This window comes from Vibrio sp. 10N.239.312.D08 (genome assembly GCF_041466145.1).
GTDB classification, from domain to species: Bacteria; Pseudomonadota; Gammaproteobacteria; order Enterobacterales; family Vibrionaceae; genus Vibrio; species Vibrio crassostreae_C.
Genome location: NZ_JBFSSD010000014.1, coordinates 1 through 18468, shown reverse-complemented (window position 1 = coordinate 18468; position 18468 = coordinate 1). Strand labels below are relative to the sequence as shown.

12 protein-coding genes are annotated in these 18468 nt (G+C 46.8%); 3 read left to right on the top strand and 9 right to left on the bottom strand.

Annotated features, from left to right (window positions below):
* Nucleotides 1–46: 46 nt before the first annotated feature.
* The 9 genes from AB6D58_RS09700 to AB6D58_RS09660 all read right to left on the bottom strand — a co-directional run bounded on the left by AB6D58_RS09700 (nucleotide 47) and on the right by AB6D58_RS09660 (nucleotide 11986).
* Complete coding sequence (locus tag AB6D58_RS09700; protein ID WP_048611927.1) at nucleotides 47–1138, bottom strand: ABC transporter ATP-binding protein; 1092 nt, start codon at nucleotides 1136–1138, stop codon at nucleotides 47–49.
* Nucleotides 1138–2487: a GH1 family beta-glucosidase gene (locus AB6D58_RS09695; RefSeq protein WP_372157138.1), complete on the bottom strand. Its 1350-nt coding sequence runs from the start codon at nucleotides 2485–2487 to the stop codon at nucleotides 1138–1140. Before AB6D58_RS09695 ends, AB6D58_RS09700 begins: the two co-directional genes overlap by 1 nt.
* A 17-nt stretch (nucleotides 2488–2504) precedes the next feature.
* Nucleotides 2505–3353 carry a carbohydrate ABC transporter permease gene (locus tag AB6D58_RS09690; protein ID WP_372157191.1) on the bottom strand — a complete coding sequence of 283 codons (849 nt, stop codon included), beginning with the start codon at nucleotides 3351–3353 and terminating at the stop codon, nucleotides 2505–2507.
* A 46-nt stretch (nucleotides 3354–3399) separates the two neighbouring features.
* A complete protein-coding gene (locus AB6D58_RS09685; RefSeq protein WP_048614012.1) occupies nucleotides 3400–4386 on the bottom strand; it encodes a carbohydrate ABC transporter permease in 987 nt (328 codons plus the stop codon).
* 67 nt (nucleotides 4387–4453) lie between these two features.
* Complete coding sequence (locus tag AB6D58_RS09680) at nucleotides 4454–5701, bottom strand: ABC transporter substrate-binding protein (RefSeq protein WP_050632545.1); 1248 nt, start codon at nucleotides 5699–5701, stop codon at nucleotides 4454–4456.
* Nucleotides 5702–5719: 18 nt separating this feature from the next.
* The gene (locus AB6D58_RS09675) at nucleotides 5720–6727 is read right to left on the bottom strand and encodes a LacI family DNA-binding transcriptional regulator (RefSeq protein ID WP_017097774.1); all 1008 of its coding nucleotides are present in this window, start codon (nucleotides 6725–6727) and stop codon (nucleotides 5720–5722) included.
* A gap of 606 nt (nucleotides 6728–7333) precedes the next feature.
* Entirely contained in the window at nucleotides 7334–8623 is a 1290-nt protein-coding gene (locus AB6D58_RS09670; protein ID WP_372157136.1) for a carbohydrate porin, read from the bottom strand.
* A gap of 373 nt (nucleotides 8624–8996) precedes the next feature.
* The gene (locus AB6D58_RS09665) at nucleotides 8997–11057 is read right to left on the bottom strand and encodes a prolyl oligopeptidase family protein (protein WP_372157134.1); all 2061 of its coding nucleotides are present in this window, start codon (nucleotides 11055–11057) and stop codon (nucleotides 8997–8999) included.
* 11 nt (nucleotides 11058–11068) lie between these two features.
* The gene (locus tag AB6D58_RS09660; RefSeq protein ID WP_048611944.1) at nucleotides 11069–11986 is read right to left on the bottom strand and encodes a LysR family transcriptional regulator; all 918 of its coding nucleotides are present in this window, start codon (nucleotides 11984–11986) and stop codon (nucleotides 11069–11071) included.
* Between the two features lie 234 nt (nucleotides 11987–12220).
* Between AB6D58_RS09660 and AB6D58_RS09655 the strand changes: the two genes are divergently transcribed.
* From AB6D58_RS09655 to AB6D58_RS09645, 3 genes are all read left to right on the top strand, one after another.
* On the top strand, nucleotides 12221–13915 hold the full coding sequence (locus AB6D58_RS09655) for an L-lactate permease (RefSeq protein ID WP_372157132.1): 1695 nt from the start codon (nucleotides 12221–12223) through the stop codon (nucleotides 13913–13915).
* A 271-nt stretch (nucleotides 13916–14186) separates the two neighbouring features.
* Nucleotides 14187–15326, top strand: coding sequence for an FMN-dependent L-lactate dehydrogenase LldD (gene lldD, locus AB6D58_RS09650; RefSeq protein ID WP_372157130.1), 1140 nt, complete (start codon nucleotides 14187–14189; stop codon nucleotides 15324–15326).
* A 196-nt stretch (nucleotides 15327–15522) separates the two neighbouring features.
* Complete coding sequence (locus AB6D58_RS09645) at nucleotides 15523–18378, top strand: FAD-binding and (Fe-S)-binding domain-containing protein (protein WP_372157128.1); 2856 nt, start codon at nucleotides 15523–15525, stop codon at nucleotides 18376–18378.
* Nucleotides 18379–18468: the final 90 nt, after the last annotated feature.

The following is an 18468-nucleotide window of genomic DNA, read 5'->3' as shown; positions in this document are numbered from 1 at the left end:
CGTAAGTTGGTTGGTGTCAGCTCAATGACTGATTTAAATTGACTGGCTAGCTCGCTAGCGAGTTCTCACTCAGTGCGTCAAACAGGTGGAAAGCATCCAAGTCCAAGTAAAGTGTCAGCTCTTTCACATCCACTTCAGCGGCTTGGGTTTCAACCATCAGCGGTTGACCACCAATTTCTGTTTTCAGAAGAATGCTCGCGCCAAGTAGTTCCTTGTCTTTAATTTTCACAGGGAATGGCAATACGCGATCGTGGTCAACTTGCTCAGCACGAAGGTGGATATCTGTTGGACGAACACCAAAGTGAAGCGCTAAGTTTTTAGAGGCCAGAGACTTAAAACGATCTGGCAGTGGGATATGAACATCGCCAAGTTCAACAAAGTATTCGCCTTCTTTTTCAATCAGTTTGGCTTCCAACATGTTCATTGATGGGTTACCTATGAATTGCGCGACAAACTTGTTAGCCGGGCGTTGGAACACCTCGGTTGGTGTGCCAACTTGAGCCACATAACCGTCTTTCAAAATCACGATGCGATCCGCCAATGTCATCGCTTCGATCTGATCGTGTGTTACGTAGATCGTGGTGGTTTTAAGCTCACGATGTAGGTGTTTGATCTCTTCACGCATCACACCACGCAGTTTTGCGTCTAGGTTAGATAACGGCTCATCAAACAAGAACACTTTTGGTGTACGAACCATCGCACGGCCCATTGCTACACGCTGACGCTGACCACCAGAAAGCTCTTTCGGCTTACGGCTCAGTAGTGGATCAAGCTCTAGCATTTTCGCCGCTTTTAAAACTTCTACGTCGATTTCTGCTTTCGGCATGCCTTTCAGTTTCAGGGCAAACGCGATGTTCTCGTAAACGGTCATGTGTGGGTACAGAGCGTAGCTTTGGAATACCATCGCCAAGTCACGGTCTTTCGCATCGACTTTATTCATCAACTTACCGCCAACCACAATGTCACCAGAGCTGATGCTTTCAAGGCCAGCAAGCATGCGTAGCGTAGTCGATTTACCACAGCCAGATGGACCAAGGAAAACCACGAATTCACCGTCTTCAACCGTAAAATCAAACTCTTTTACAACTTCAACGTCACCGAATGATTTTTTGATGTTCTTAAATTCTACTTTAGCCATTATCTGTTCTCCTCAGCGCGCTCTAGAAGCATATTTCGGTACGCAATTGCGCTCTGTTTCAGTGTTCTTTCTTGAGTGGTGTAATCAACGTGGACGATGCCAAAACGCTGGCAGTAGCCAAATGCCCACTCAAAGTTATCCATTAGGCTCCAAGCGAAGTAACCATCGACTTTCACGCCAGCTTCAACTGCGTTGTGAACCGCTTCGATGTGGCCTTGGAAATAACGAACTCGTTGGTCGTCCATCACTTGTCCGTTAATACGCTCGTCGTTACCTGCAGCACCGTTCTCTGTGATGTAGATAGGTGGCATGTTTTCGTAGCGAGCATCCAGTCTGACCAATAAATCGGTTAGACCTTGTGGGTTAATCTCCCAGCCAATGTAGGTGTGTTCAGCATCGGTTTGTTTCACCGATTCAATGTCACCATTCTCGTTAAAGCGAGCGACATTACGCGTGTAGTAGTTGATACCGATGTAATCGACCGGTGCGCTGATAATGTCTAAATCACCTTCAAGGATCATTGGCATGTTCATCGCTTGACGTTCAACCACCAGCTGTGGGTACTCACCTTTTAATACTGGGTCGATGAACCAGTGGTAGTTTTCCGCTTCGCAGTAATCTGCCGCACCTTGATCTTGTGGCGTCAGCGGGTAAGCCGGCGTCGCGTTGAATACCACGCCATGCTTAGCGTGAGGTGCATTGTTACGAAGGATCGGCATTGCCAAACCGTGAGCCAACATTAGGTGGTGAGATGCTAAGTAGCCCTCTTTCTCACCCTTGATACCCGGCGCATGTTCGCCCCAACGGTAGCCTAGGAATGCAGAAACAAACGGTTCATTGAGTGTGGTGTATACGTCGATGTTGTCACCAAAGTACTTGCTCACCACTTCTGCATATTCTGCGAATTTGTAAGACGTTTCTCGGTTTAACCAGCCGCCTTTGTCTTCAAGGTATTGTGGTAGATCCCAGTGGTAAAGCGTCACATACACCTTCATGCCACGAGCATGACACTCGTCGATGATTTGACCGTAAAACTCAAGGCCTTGCTGATTCACCACACCGTCTTGCGGCAGGATACGCGGCCAGGCAATTGATAGGCGGTAAGCATCAACGCCTAAGCCTTGAATCATCTCGATATCTTGTTTCCATAGGTGGTAGTGATCACACGCCACATCACCATTATCACCGTTATCGACCTTGCCCGGCTTCTTACAGAAAGTGTCCCAGATAGACGGTGTACGACCGCCCTCTTCAACGCCGCCTTCAATTTGGTATGAAGATGTCGCGACACCGAATACAAATTCCTTACTGCGTAACTTTGAATCACTTGGAAGTTGAAATTTATTCATTGTTATAACCCTTAAACCTAACCTTTAACTGCGCCGGACGTTAAACCACTGATCATCTGTTTCGATGCGAACAGGTATGTAATCACGAGTGGTAAAATAGAAATTGTGGTACCTAGCATTACCGCGCCCCATGGCGTATTCGGAATGCCTTGAACACTTCGTAGTGCTTGTGTGATGACGTAATTGTCAGGGTTGTTTAGCACCACGAGAGGCTGCATAAACATGTTCCAGAAGAAGACGAACTGAACAATCGCAAGCGTTGCTAATGCTGGTTTCATCAGTGGCAGTACCACGCTCCAGTACGTTCTGAACTCGCCTGCACCATCCAGTTTCGCCGCTTCTAATAGCTCTTTAGGAATCGATGCAATCACGTGCTGACGCATCAAAAAGATACCAAATGGTGTGGTGGTGAACGGTAGCCATACCGCCATATGGTTATCCAGCAAGCCTAAGAATTTCACGATCATGAAGTAAGGGATCAAGCTAAGCACAGGCGGAATCGCCATCGAGCCAACCAGCATGCCGAACAACACGTTCTTACCGCGGAACTTAAACACAGCAAATGCGTAACCACCCATGCTACAGAACAACAGCGAGATGGTGGTGCCTAAGAAAGCCACGTAAATCGAGTTAAACATCGCTTTCCAAAACGGAATGATTTCTAGCAGTTTTGCGTAGTTGATTGCCAAGCTATCGCCAATGGCAAAGCTGATGCCCGAACCAAAGATTTCCGAACGATCACGTGTTGAAAGCAGAGCTGACCACACAAACGGAAACACCGTAATGATTGCAGAAACAACCAGTAATATGCCGAGCATCACCATCAAGATCTTAGTCATGATGTACATGGTGCGTTCGCTTGGCATTAGGCCACTTAGTGGTGAAGTATTTGTCTTAATTGATGTCGACATCTTAATGTTCCCCTAAGCCTTTCTTACCGAAGAATAAAAATTGAACCAAGGTACACGTTGCGATGAGTGCAAACAGAAGCCATGAAATCGCTGAGGCCGTGCCCATTTCTAGCCATTCCCAACCCACTTTGTAGAGGTACATAGAGATAGTTAAACCAGATTGGCCTGTACCACCTGTGCCACGCGTTAGTACGAACGGTTCTTCAAACATTTGCAGGTTACCGATGATGGTCATCGTAATTGCAAAGAAGATAAATGGACGAATCATTGGTAGTGAGATGTTCCAGAAGCGGCGGAAGGCATTGGCACCATCCATACGAGCAGCTTCTAAAATGTCTTTAGGAATCGTCATTAAACCCGTGGTGTAAAGGACGATGTTAAAACCGGTGTATTTCCAGAAAACCATGATCGCGATAGACGGCTTCACCATAGTGGCATCGTCTAACCAGCGGATGGGCTGAAAATCATTAACCCAAGCAAATGCCCAACCAAACAGCGTGCTATCAGCCAGAGCCATCAGCGTTTGGTTAATAATTCCTGAGTTAGGAGAGTACATGTTGAAGAAAATCAGTGACGCTGCGACCGTTGATGTGATGAACGGTAAAAAGTACGCCGATGTTAGCCAGTGACGCATACGGTCACCCATCGAAACCAACATGTAAGCCACTGGAATAGCAACTAAATGCTGAGCCACACCTGACGTGATTGCTAGCCACAATGTGTTCTTTAATGAGCGCCATAACCATGGGTCAGTTAAAGCAATGTGATAGTTCTCAAAACCCACAAACTCCATCGCATCCATGCCCTTCACAGGGTTCCATTCATGGAACGAAAGATAAACAGAGAACAACAGCGGGAAGATCCCAAATACAGAAAAAATGATCAGAAACGGTAGAAGAAATCCATACGGTGTAAGCGCTTTCAAATTCAGACGAGAAAAAAAGCTTTGCTCCGAAGGTTCTATCGTTGTGCTCGCTGTATGATTCATAGTAACGACCTCTTAAAAAAGGAAGCGCGCTATCCGCGCCTCCTCACTTACTCAAAGTAATAACAAATTAAAGATTACGCGTGCGACGCTTGATTAGACGCTCAGCCTCTTTAAGCGCTGTCTCGATGTCTTTACCTTCATCAAGTACTTCCATCAATGCGTTCTCTAAGATGATAGAACGTGCAACGTGGTCGCCTTGTGCTGGAGATACTGGTTTGATGTTTTGCGCAACTTCAGCAAAAATAAGACGGGCTTTTTGTCCGCCTAGGAACTCCATCTCTTCTTGGAAAAGCTCATCGTCATACGTTGTTGTATTCGCTGGGAAAGCAGCAATCGTTTCGAAGTGCTTAAGCTGTACTTCACGGTCAGTCGTCATGTATTCAATAAGCGCCCAAGCTTCATCTGGGTTGTCTGATTGAGTTGGAATTGAAAGGAATGAACCACCCCAGCTGCCGTAGATACCATCAGGTAGGTTTTCTACTGCCCACTTACCTTTAGTTTCCGGTGCAATCCAGTTGTTTAGGTGACCAAGAAGCCAAGCGCCAGAAAGTTGAGTTGCAAATGTGCCGTTGCGAAAGCCTTCGTACCATTCGTTAGACCAAGCTAGGATACGGCCGTCTAAACCTTTGTCGCGAATCTCTTTTGCTACTTCAAAAGCGTGAACAAAACGCTCTGATGTCACAACAGGGTTGCCATCTTTATCGAAGTACAGACCTTCACCTTCAGGAACCGTCGTGAAGATGATCGCTTGTGCTACGTCGGCTGCTGAAGCAATAAGTTGTACGTTTTGCTCTTTCAGTTTTTCACCAGCAGCAATGTATGAATCCCAATCTTTGATTGCTTCTTCTACATCAATGCCCGCTTTTTCGAATACGTCGGTGCGGTAGTACATAACCCCTGGACCTAGATCGACAGGAATGCCGTACATGTCGCCGTCAGCGCCTTTGCCTTGTGCCCATGCGTAAGGTGCGAATCGTTCTTCGTATTTATCTGCACCGTAGTTTTCAGACAGGTTAACGAGGCCGCCAGAGCCAACGAATGGACCAATTTTCTCAACGTCGACAACAATCACATCACCCGCACCAGAGCCCGTTGCTAGGTTAGTCGTTAGTTTCGTGTGGTGGTCACCGTGGTTGTTCATAAGGTAATCAACTTTAATCCCTGTCTTCTTCTCGAAATCAGGCAGTAACACCTTCAGGCTGCTATCGAAATCAGGGAAGCCGTCGAAACGAATCTCTTTGTCAGCCGCATTCACAGCCGTTGTACCTAATCCTAAAGCAACCGCGCATGAAAGCGCCAAGGTCTTAAATTTCATGTTCTATCCTTAATATTTTTATAGGGTAACTGGTAAATCCGATACCGAGTTTCTAGTGACCAACGTCGGCAGCAATTTAAAGTTCACGTCATGTTTGATTTTTTTTAGCTTCTGTAGAGTGAGCTGTACTGCTTCAACGCTCATCTCTTCAATAGGGAAATTAATGGTGGTCAAACTAGGGGTCAGATAACGCGCGAAGATGGTGTTATCGAAGCCCACCAGTGATACATCTTTCGGAACTGACAGTCCCTCTTGATGCAGCACCTCAAAAGCGCCGAATGCCATGTGATCATTCGAAGCAAATACTGCTGTGAAATGACACTTACGATTCATCAGCTTTTTCATAGCGCTGATGCCCGTCTCTTCAGTAAAACCCGCTTCCGAGACTAAGGCTTCATCGTATGGCACACCCGCTTCTTCCAAGGCCTTTCGATACCCTTGCAAACGCCCCCTAGCATCTGCTTTATCTAAAGGCCCGGTAATACACGCGATATCTGTATGTCCCTTTTGCAAAAGATATTGAGTAGCGAGTAGCCCCCCGACTTCGTTATCAATATCTATGCAACTCATCGCCATTTCTGGGATGAAGCGGTTGATTAAAACCACAGGGGTCCCCTGTTCTTCCAATTCAATTAAATAGTCATCACTGAGCAGTTGAGTGTGAAGAATCAAAGCATCAACACGACGCCCCAACAGAAACTCCACAGACTCTCGCTGCCCTTGTTCGGTGTTCGAACCCGCTGTAACAACAGCGTGGTAACCAAAGCGGCGTAGGTTTTCTTCTATGCAATGCAAGATGCCTGAATAGAAAGAACCGCCCAGTTCTGGAACAACAACACCAACACTTCCGGTACGACTTGAAGCCAAAGCTTGAGCGATAGAGTTCGGGCGATAACCCAATTCTTTGATCGCTTTTTCAACCTTTAACTTCTTGTCATGACTCACTCTGCTAGTGCCATTAATAACTCTAGACACTGTCGCCTGAGACACACCTGCATGTTCTGATACGTGTTTAATTGTCGCCACTCGAACCTCGATACTTCATTAGCTTGTAACCGCTTACAAAACGATTATTAAGAAATTACGTTTTAGTTGAAGTGAGTGTCATCACACTAAAGTTGGAGGTAAAAATGCCAGTTGTGGAAATCATGAAAGCGCTTACAGATTCACTTTACGCCATGAAACTGTTTCATGGAATCATGAATCCATCGTGAGTCAGTTTTGTTAAAAGCCTTAGTTCCGTGAAGGGGTTTCAACACACCTATTGGCGTATCAAATACGATGGGTATCGAGTATTTTCCACCATCTAGGCTATTGATATGCAAAGGCTACGACGTGAGTTAGCCATTACAATTACTAGGGATAAAGCAGGGTACGCGAGATAGATTAAAATAATATGAAACGAGGTATTGAAGATGTCATGGAGAGCAGAGGGAGAGGCAATCCAAAATGATACAACAGATATTCAAGACGAAAAAAAAGGGCACAAAAAATGTGCCCAAGAATGGAGTTAATTGAAACGTGCCCTAATTAATCTGCCTTTAGGGCTAAAATGGACAGTCTTTACTACTTTTAAACACAGGCTCTTTGAAAATATGCCTAATTCAAAGAGCTGCTGTTGCTAGCTTGTGATTACCACCAAGCTTCAAACATCGCACCGAATGACAATGTATCTACATTACCATTGTCTTTTGGAGCGCCTTTTGTCTCTACATCACCCACAGTTGTGTAGAAGCGAAGCATTGGACGACTCCAAGGTAAGCCACCTAGAGAAACGTTCTGAGAAAGCGTTACTTTCCAAGCGTTCTCTTCACCGTCGTCATCGTAATCAACCATACCGTAGCCAGCCTCTAGCCATGTAGAGTGAACATCATCCCATTGGTATTGTGGACGAACGATACCCGCGTATTCCGTGTTCTCGCGATCTAAGTCTGAGCCAGAGTTGTCTTTGTACGACACTAAGTAATCGATGATGAAGTTGTCAGTTGCTGCGTAGCTACCTTCAACACTTGCGTACAAAGTTTGGTAGTCACCTTTTAGGTCATAAACCGAAGTGTCTGCACCGTCACCATACTTAACAATCAACTTGTTAGACTCACCCAGCCCTAAAGTTGCACCTACTAGATATGCTGTTTCATCACTTACTTTTGGATCACCCGCTACGTCTGAGTCGGCTTCATCTGAAGCAAAACCATAGTTCGCATATAGGTCTAGTTGACCGATACCCGCGTTAATTGAGTGAAGTTTAGAAGTGATTGCGTATCGACCGTTGTCATTTACGAGGCCGCCTTTCACTTGGCCAACAAAGCCCATGTCTAGCTTGGCACCACCGAAGTCTAGGTTGTTAAAGCCTGCACCTTGACCATCGTGTGTCATCCAGAAGTAATCGTTCAGACCTTGTTGCGGACGTTGATGGAAGTCACGACCAGCCCACATGTACAGCTCAGGTTGGCTTTCAAATACATTGGTTACACCAGCGTACATTTTTTTCATGCTCAAGCCGCCGTCGTCAGCCCAAGCATCTGCTTCCCAGTGGTCAGCCATAAATACAACGTCCCAAATCGCACCGTTGTCAGCTTGGAAAAGCTTAGCTAACTGAACTTCACCACCATTGGCTTCGTTACCCAAACGACCGACAGAGCGACCTGTTGTACCGATGTCTACGTAACGCTCATCACCGCTCTTGTAGTGAGCGCCGTAACGAGCATAACCAGAGAAGACGATGCCTTCTGGCACCTTAGTTTCTGCAGTTAGGACAGCGGGCTGTTGATCGTTGACATAATCAATATCCACAACCTTAGATTCTAACTCTTGAATTCGTTTTTCTAATGCTTCGATATCAGTATCAGCAGCAAAAGAAGAGATTGAAGCAAGCGACGCCGCCACTGCGACTGTTATTGGCAAAAGCTTAAATTTTTGCATTATATTTCCCTATTATTTTTTTGAGTTTTCATCGAACAGGGAAATATTAAGCAATGAAAGCGTTGAAAAGTTGGTCGCTGTTCACACTGATAAATCAGCCTAAAATCCATGAAACTTTTAGAATATCCATGACGAAAACTACTGATTTAAGATCAACAGGTTAGGATTAATATTGCGTGAAATATCAGCTTGAAATCGCTTTCATTTCATCAGTAATGGTGGCGGCTATCACGGAAAACAGTGTGTGAAAGTGAAGGAAATATGGTGCAGTTTTGATTGGTTTTCATATATATGAAAAGCCTCAAAATCTAAGGCAGATTTTGAGGCTTCTTGGTCTGAGTAAAATACCCAGTTATCTAGAATCAAGCATTCGTTAAAGTGAATCTAGAGACGCAATCCCCATATTGAACAGAGTAAATGCGTAGATATCGGCGGTTAAATCGATCGCTTTGCTGAGCGGCATTCCGGCGCCATGGCCCGCATTAACATCAATACGAATCATCACGGGTGCGCCACCTTCATGCTTGTCTTGCAGCTCTGCAATGAACTTATAAGAGTGAGCAGGCACCACGCGGTCATCATGATCAGCCGTCGTAACAAGAGTCGCCGGATAATCAACGCCACGCACCACATTGTGAACGGGAGAATAGCCAAGCAGGTATTCGAACATCTCTTTGTTTTGTGCTGATGTACCGTAGTCGTACGCCCAGCCTTCACCAGACGTGAAGGTGTGGTAACGCAACATGTCCAACACACCCACCGCAGGCAGAGCCACTTGGAACAGCTCAGGCCTTTGTGTCATGCAAGCGCCTACTAGCAAACCACCATTAGACCCACCGCGGATTGCTAACGTATCACTGCTGGTGTAGTTTTCTTCGATTAAGAACTCCGCTGCGGCAATGAAGTCGTCAAACACATTCTGCTTTTGCTGCTGAGTCCCAGCTTTGTGCCATGCCTTACCATACTCGCCGCCGCCACGTAAGTTAGGCACGGCATACACACCACCAAGTTCTAACCAACTGCCTACCGTACCAGAGAAATAAGGGGTTAGGCTCACGTTAAAGCCGCCATAGGCGTACAACATGGTTGGGTTACTACCGTCTAGTTTTAATCCCTTTTTGTAAGAGATAAGCATCGGAACCTGAGTGCCATCTTTTGAGGTATAGAAGACCTGTTTAGACTCAAATTTATCCGGTTCAAACGGTGACTCAGATCGCTGATAAATTTCTGAACTGCCAGTTTCGACATCGAAGGAGAAAATCGTTGGCGGCGTGACATAGTTGGTAAAGGTGTAATAAAGCTGGGTTTGCTCTTTTTTACCACCTAAGCCACTGGCCGTTCCCATCCCAGGCATGTGAAGTTCTCGAACTAAGTTACCTTGGTAATCAAGCTGATCGATTTTAGACACCACATCGACCATGTAATGAGCAAACAAGTAACCACCACCAGTGCTGATGTCCAATGGCTGTGGCTTCTCAGGGATGATATCAAGCCACTTTCCATCGCGAGTATCAAAGCTCACGACCTTGCCGTTTGGCGCATCAAGATTCGTATATAGAATGAAGGTCTCATCTTGGTTATCGATGAGATAAGTGTCGCTATCCACATGATCAATCAGCGTATTCAGCTTTTGCTCTGGTGAGTTTAAATCGATATAGAACAGTCTGTTACCCGATGTCGACTCTTTCCCAAGAATAATTAGGTAACGATCGTCTTCCGTGGTGTAGCCCGACACATAACGGTGCTGCTCAGCGTTGTTCTCACCAAAAATCACTTTATCGCTAGCTTGCTCTGTACCCAACTCATGGAAGTAAAGTTTGTGCTGTTCGGTACGTGCAGAAAGCTGGCTACCGTCTGGCTTATCGTAACTAGAGTAATAAAAGCCGCGATTACCCAACCAAGAAATACCAGTAAATTTGGCGTCAGTGATTTCGGCTTCAAGCTGCTGTTTAGTCTCGGTATCAATAACGAAGATCTTGCGCCAGTCGCTACCACCTTCAGAAATGCTGTACGCCACTAAGCTGTAGTCTTTAGAAAACGACACCGAGCCTAGAGATGTGGTGCCGTCTTCCGAGAAGGTATTCGGGTCTAAGAAGACTTCAACCTGCTGCCCCTCTTTCTGACGATAGAGAATACTGTGATTCTGCAGGCCATCGTTCTTATAGAAGTAGGTGTACTCACCTCGAACAAACGGCTGCGAGCTCTTTTTGTAGTCTTGCGCTTTCGCCAGTCTTTCTCGCAGTTCAGCGCGATATGGAATTTGAGCAAGGTAATCGAACGTGACCTCATTTTGACTCGCTACCCACTGCGCGGTTTCGTCACTTCTGTCGTCTTCTAACCAGCGATATGGGTCTTCGATTATCTGGCCAAAATAGTCATCGCTGACGATCTGTTTGTTGGTGACTGGATATGGATACTCTTTTAAATAGCTCATCGTGATCCTTATTAAAAATAGTGAGAAATCGTCAAGTAGCGCGTTCTGATATGTTCAATCAATAACTTAATCTTGTTTGGTGGCTGGCGAGTAAAAGGGTACACCGCATAAATCCCCAACTTTTTGCCTACCAAATCAGGGAAGATATCCACCAGCTGACCATTACGAATATCGTGATAAACCAGACAACGTGGCACGTACGCCACACCATGGCCGCCCAACGCAGCTTTACGAAGTGCCGTGGCGTTATCGGTAGAAAATGAACCCGAGACACGCACAATGTATTTATCGTTGTCAGTACATCCGTCTTTACTATGCAGGAACTGCCATTCACTAGCACCCGTTGTTTGATACGCGTATTGCAGACAGTTATGTTGCACTAAATCTTTAGGCAGCATCGGCTTACCGTTCTTAGCAATATAAGACGGAGAAGCGCACACCACCCATTGTGAATCCAATATATGACGAGCAATGAGGCTTGAATCTTCCAAGTAGCCGGTTCGAATCACCAAGTCGAGACCATCCTCAACCAAGTCGACAAAGCGATTGTTCAGAGACATATCGACCGTTAAACCTGGGTGCATATTACAAAACTCAGCCACCGCGTCTGCGAGAATCAAATCTCCGGAGATAGTAGGCACTGACATTTTGATATGACCACTGACATTTTCACCAAAGCCTGAAACTGCGTCCATAGCCTCTTGAGCTGCCTGCTTCACATTTTTGGCCCCGTGTAACATTGCCTTGCCCGCCTCAGTCAGGGTCAATTTACGCGTGGTTCGATATAATAATTGCACGCCGATCTCTTCCTCTAAACGCGCAATTCTTTTACTAACTACCGAATTTGTAAGGTTATTTTGCTCTGCCACTTTACTGAAACTGCCCAGTTCTACCACCTGTGAAAACAGGATCAAATCGTCTGCTCGCATCTGATTATGCCAATTTTGGAATTAATTATTTTCATTATTTCCCTATATCAATAAAAAATAAAGGGGTAAATTCACGCCAAATTAACAAAACAATTACAAAAACAGTCATTCCAATTACAAGAGTCGCCCAAAGAAGGTTCCCGTTTAGAGGCCAAAGCGATTCAAATAATGACAAACCATAACGTGATCTTTACTTCAAACATGAACGTTTGAAAACAGTACGAGGAAGTACCCATGAGTGAAACTCTACTAGCCCTATTGGCATTTTCACCAATAGTTGTTGCAGCGATTCTGCTGGTTGGTCTTAACTGGCCAGCAAAAAAAGCGATGCCTGTGGCATTTGCCTTAACCGTTGCTATCGCCCTACTTGCTTGGGACATGTCTGGCACTCGCGTGCTGGCTTCTGTATTCCAAGGCTTCGGCATTACCGTGTCGGTTCTCTGGATTGTGTTCGGCGCCATCTTCTTATTAAACACTTTGAAACACACCGGAGCCATCACCACTATCCGTAATGGATTCACTGATATATCCGCTGACCGTCGTGTTCAGGCAATCATCATTGCTTGGTGTTTCGGTTCATTCATTGAGGGCGCATCTGGCTTCGGCACACCTGCTGCCATCGCTGCACCACTGCTGGTTGCTATCGGCTTCCCTGCGCTTGCTGCGGTACTGATGGGCATGATGATCCAATCTACGCCAGTATCATTCGGCGCGGTTGGTACACCTATCATCGTTGGTGTGAACAAAGGTTTGGACACGCACAACATCGGTGAAAGCCTGATTGCTCATGGCTCAACATGGGATGCTTACCTACAACAAATCACGTCAAGCGTTGCGCTGATTCATGCTTCTGTTGGTGTGATGATGCCTGTATTGATGGCAATGATGCTGACTCGCTTCTTTGGTAAGAACAAAAGCTGGACTGAAGGTTTAGATATCCTGCCGTTCGCACTGTTCGCAGGTGCTGCTTTCACGATTCCTTACGCATTAACGGGCGTTTTCCTAGGCGCAGAATTCCCATCATTGATTGGTGGTCTGGTTGGCCTAGCAATTGTGGTTACTGCAGCAAAACGTGGCTTCCTCGTACCAAAATCAAAATGGGATTTCGAGAGCGAAGACAAGTGGCCAGCAGAATGGCTAGGTTCTCTGAAAATCGATCTTGATGACACTAAGCAAGGTCACAAGAAAATGAGCATGGCAATGGCATGGGCACCTTACGTGCTGCTTGCTATCACTCTAGTTGCTAGCCGTGTTAGCCCTGAGTTCAAAGGCCTACTTAAGAGCGTGAGCTTATCGTTCAGCAACATCCTTGGCGAGACTGGCGTAAGCACTGCGATTCAACCTCTGTATCTACCGGGCGGTATCTTGGTCTTCGTCGCGCTGGTTGCTGTTCTAATGCAATCTCGCAGCGCAGCACCACTGGCTAAAGCCTTTGGTGAGTCAAGTAAAACACTGATTGGCGCAGGCTTTGTGTTGGTGTTCACCATCCCGATGGTTCGTATCTTCATTAACTCTGGTGTGAATGACGCTGATTTGGCAAGTATGCCAGTAACGACTGCGAACTTTGCAGCTGACCTAGTTGGCGGCGCATTCCCAGCACTGAGTGCAACTGTGGGCGCGTTAGGTGCCTTCATTGCAGGTTCGAACACAGTTTCAAACATGATGTTCAGCCAATTCCAGTTTGAAGTGGCACAAACTCTGACGATCTCTAGTGCGGTGGTTGTCGCTCTGCAAGCGGTTGGTGCAGCAGCAGGTAACATGATTGCGATTCACAACGTAGTAGCGGCATCGGCAACGGTAGGTTTACTAGGGCGTGAAGGTGCAACGCTACGTAAGACTATCATCCCAACGTTCTACTACTTGGTGATGACAGGAATCATCGGCCTAGTGGTTATCTACGGCTTCAAAATGACAGACGCACTTATGTAAACCATAAGTCGTTACAAAAGCACTTGGCGTTAATACTCAATTCCCCGACTGCAACACCGTCTAATAAGACAGTTGATGAGTTTCGGAATGGATACTGAAACACATCAACACCCTCGGGTATTAACGCCATTTTCCCGCTTTATCGTTTTATCGTTTTATCGTTTACAGCTTCAAATATTAAGCAAGATCGAACACTGACTTTCAAGAATTAAAGCAGCCCAAACCAAGCTCTCATAGAAGGGCAACATCCCAAGAATTTAGGACTGAAATTATGATCATATCCGCATCGACTGATTACCGCGCCGCAGCAAAATCGAAATTGCCACCGTTTCTTTTCCACTACATTGATGGCGGTTCTTACGGAGAACATACCCTACGCCGCAACACGGCTGATCTGGCAGAGATCGCGCTCAAGCAACGTGTGCTTAATGACATGTCGGACCTAAATTTGGAAACCGAGTTGTTTGGCGAAAAGCTAGCAATGCCAATCGCACTGGCTCCTGTTGGTCTAACAGGCATGTACGCACGACGTGGTGAAGTACAAGCAGCAAAAGCCGCCGACAACAAAGGCATCCCTTTTACCATGTCGACCGTGTCGGTATGTCCGATTGAAGAAGTTGCACCTAAGATTGAGCGCCCAATGTGGTTCCAACTTTACGTACTAAAAGACCGTGGCTTCATGAAGAACGTTCTTGAACGCGCTAAAGCCGCTGGCGTCACAACACTGGTCTTCACCGTGGATATGCCCGTACCCGGCGCTCGCTACCGTGACATGCACTCAGGAATGAGTGGCCCAAATGCAGCAATACGCCGCGTATTTCAATCTATGCGTCATCCTAGCTGGGCCGTTGATGTTGGCCTGTTAGGTAAACCGCATGACCTTGGCAATATCTCTACTTACCGCGGCTCTCCAACCAAACTGGAAGACTACATCGGTTGGTTGGGTGACAACTTTGACCCGTCGATTTCATGGAAAGACTTAGAGTGGATCCGTGACTTCTGGGACGGCCCGATGGTCATCAAAGGCATTCTTGATGAAGAAGATGCAAAAGACGCCGTGAGATTTGGCGCAGACGGTATCGTAGTTTCAAACCACGGTGGTCGTCAGCTTGATGGCGTTCTATCAAGTGCTAAAGCATTACCTGCAATTGCAGATGCAGTAAAAGGCGACACCAAGATTCTGGTCGATTCTGGTATTCGTACTGGCTTAGATGTAGTTCGTATGATGGCGATGGGCGCAGACTGCACCCTACTTGGCCGTTCTTTCGTCTACGCATTAGCAGCACAAGGACAAGCAGGCGTTGAGAACCTACTTGATCTGTACGACAAAGAGATGCGCGTAGCCATGACACTAACTGGCGCCAAGACAATCAAAGACTTAACCCGTGAATCATTGGTAGGGCTAGATTAATCGGCTACGACTCAGGTTCAGGTTCAAATTCAAATTCAAATTCAAATTCAAACTAATGCTTTGGTCTACTTAGGCTGAAGTTCAATCGGTGTCACAGCAATTCCACTACCGTTGTGACACCGTTTAAGCACTGGAAAATAAAATAAAAAAACAAAAAAGCAAATCAGTGCCAAATAAGAAGCACAAGGAAGCAAAGATGGAGACAAACACATCCCATGAGCGAGTAGTAGATCCACAAGCTTATAAGCAGCTTGAAGCGATACTGGCTCAAAGAATAGAAACAGAACGCATTGTCACACAAGAGGCAAAGCGCTTGGCTTACGGCACCGATGCGAGTTTCTATCGCTTGGTGCCGAAAATGGTTCTAAGGCTGAAAAACTTAGACGAAGTGATATTCACCATTCAAAGCTGTCGCGAACTGGGCATTCATTTTACCTTTCGCGCTGCGGGTACCAGCCTTTCAGGACAAGCCGTTTCAGACTCGGTACTTATCACCCTGACCGACGACTGGCGCGGCCACGAGATTGTCGATAACGGCAATCAGATCATCCTACAACCCGGTGTAATTGGCGCTGATGCCAACAAATACCTCGCCCCTTTCCAACGTAAAATCGGCCCAGACCCAGCCTCTATCAACACCTGTAAAATTGGCGGTATTGCCGCGAACAACGCCAGCGGTATGTGTTGTGGTACTGCGCAAAACTCCTATCGCACCGTCGAGAGCATGAAAATCGTATTGAGTGATGGTTCCCTGCTTGATACCGCAGATAACGCCAGCGTTGAGGCTTTCAAGCAATCGCACAAAGCGCTGTTTGAAGGCATTGTTGATTTACACAGACAAACCAGCTCGAATCAAGAACTGGCAGACAGAATCCGCCACAAGTACCGTCTTAAAAACACCACCGGCTATGCTCTGAATGCATTGGTCGATTACCACGACCCAATTGAGATCATCAAACATCTGATGATTGGTTCAGAAGGCACGCTAGGCTTCATCGCTGAGATTACCTATAACACGGTTATCGAACATCCGAACAAAGCCTCTGCTCTGTTGGTGTTTGCCGACATCGAACAAGCAAGTAAAGCCGTGACTACGCTATCTAAAACGCCGGTTGCAGCCGTGGAATTAATGGACGGCAGAGCGCTACGTTCAGTGGCGGATAAACCGGGTATGCCTGCATTCATGCCGAACTTGGACTTGGAAGCCGCAGCTATTTTGGTTGAATCACACGCCAGCTCCCAGCAGGACTTAGATTTACAATGTAAATCAATTTTGGATGCATTGGCTGATTACACGATTGTTGAGTCGGTCCCTTTTACGTCCGATCCAAAGACTGTTGCAACCCTGTGGGGCATCCGAAAAGGCATGTTCCCAGCAGTTGGCGCAGTGCGTGAAGTCGGCACGACGGTTATCATCGAAGACGTGGCTTTCCCTGTTGAAAACCTCGCTAACGGTATTCGAGAGTTGCAAGAGTTGTTCGATAAATACGACTACAGCGAAGCGATCATTTTCGGCCATGCACTCGAAGGCAACCTTCACTTTGTGTTTACCCAAGGCTTCGACAGCCAAGAAGAGATCGACCGTTACGGCGGTTTCATGGATGACGTTGCCGAACTAGTTGCGGTGAAATATCAAGGTTCACTGAAAGCGGAACACGGCACGGGCCGAAACATGGCACCTTACGTGGAATTAGAATGGGGCAAAGATGGTTATGCCTTGATGCAACAGATCAAAGCACTGTTTGACCCAGAAAGGCTGCTTAACCCCGGCGTTATCATCAACGACAATCCAAATTCCCACATCACAGACCTGAAGCCGATGCCTGCTGCCGATGACTTAGTCGACCGCTGTATTGAGTGTGGCTTCTGTGAGCCAGTTTGTCCTTCTCGCACGCTGACTTTATCACCTCGCCAACGTATTGTTTTATACCGCGAACTACAACGGCGCCGAGCAGCAGGTGAAGAGATAGATGCCAGCGAGCTAGAGAAGACGTTTGAATACCAAGGCATTGATACCTGCGCCGCAACAGGCCTGTGTGCCGAGCGTTGCCCAGTGGGCATCAACACTGGCGATTTAGTGAAGAAGCTTCGTATCGCCAAATATGAGAAGTTCACGCCAATAGCTAAGTGGACAGCGGATCACTTCTCGACCACCACCAAGCTGACTAAGGCTGGCCTCAAAACTAATCAAGTGGCGAGTAAGGTTCTAGGTGCGAATACAGTCGGCAAGCTAACCAATGGCTTGCGCTCAGTGACTAAAGGCGCGACACCGGTTTGGATGCCAGAGATGCCGCAATCCAATAGTCACTCGCTTGCCTCATCACCCGTGACGGCAGAATCTTCAAGCAATCATAAGAAGGTGGTTTACCTCCCTTCCTGTGCAAGTCGAACCATGGGGCAACAAAGCGATGCGGGCGACCAACGTCCTCTAACTGAAGTGACCATGTCTTTGCTCAACAAAGCGGGATTTGAGGTGATTCTTCCGAAGAAGCTAGATGACCAATGCTGTGGTATGCCTTACGACAGCAAAGGAATGACCGACTTAGCACAGTCGAAGGCTCAGCAGTTGGAAGAAGTGCTATGGCAAGCCAGTCGTCAGGGTGAATACCCAATATTGATGGACACCAGTCCGTGTGCCAAACGCAGTATTGAACAGTTCACCAAGCCATTAGAGGTGTTAGAGCCAACAGGGTTTGTGAATCAATATTTGCTTGAACATCTGACGCTTGAGCCGCTACAAGAAACCGTGATGCTGCATGTCACGTGTAGCTCTCGACGAATGGGCTTAGAAGGCGCGATGTTAAACCTTGCTAAAGCGTGTACCGAAGAGGTGATTGTTCCAGAGCATATTCAATGTTGTGGTTGGGCAGGTGACAAAGGCTTCACCACACCAGAGCTGAATGAAGCAGCAGTTCACCCACTTAAGGAACAAGTGCCGAGCAACTGCAGTCGTGGCTTTAGTAACAGCCGAACCTGTGAGATCGGTTTATCGCACCACAGTGGCATTCCGTATCAATCAATCTTGTATTTGGTGGACGAAGTGGCGCAGTAGATCCACTCCTACTGCGAGCAACGTGCTCTAGCTTAAATCGAGTAGGAGGAGGCCTCACGGCCTCCGTCCTCTCACACCACCGTACAAGCG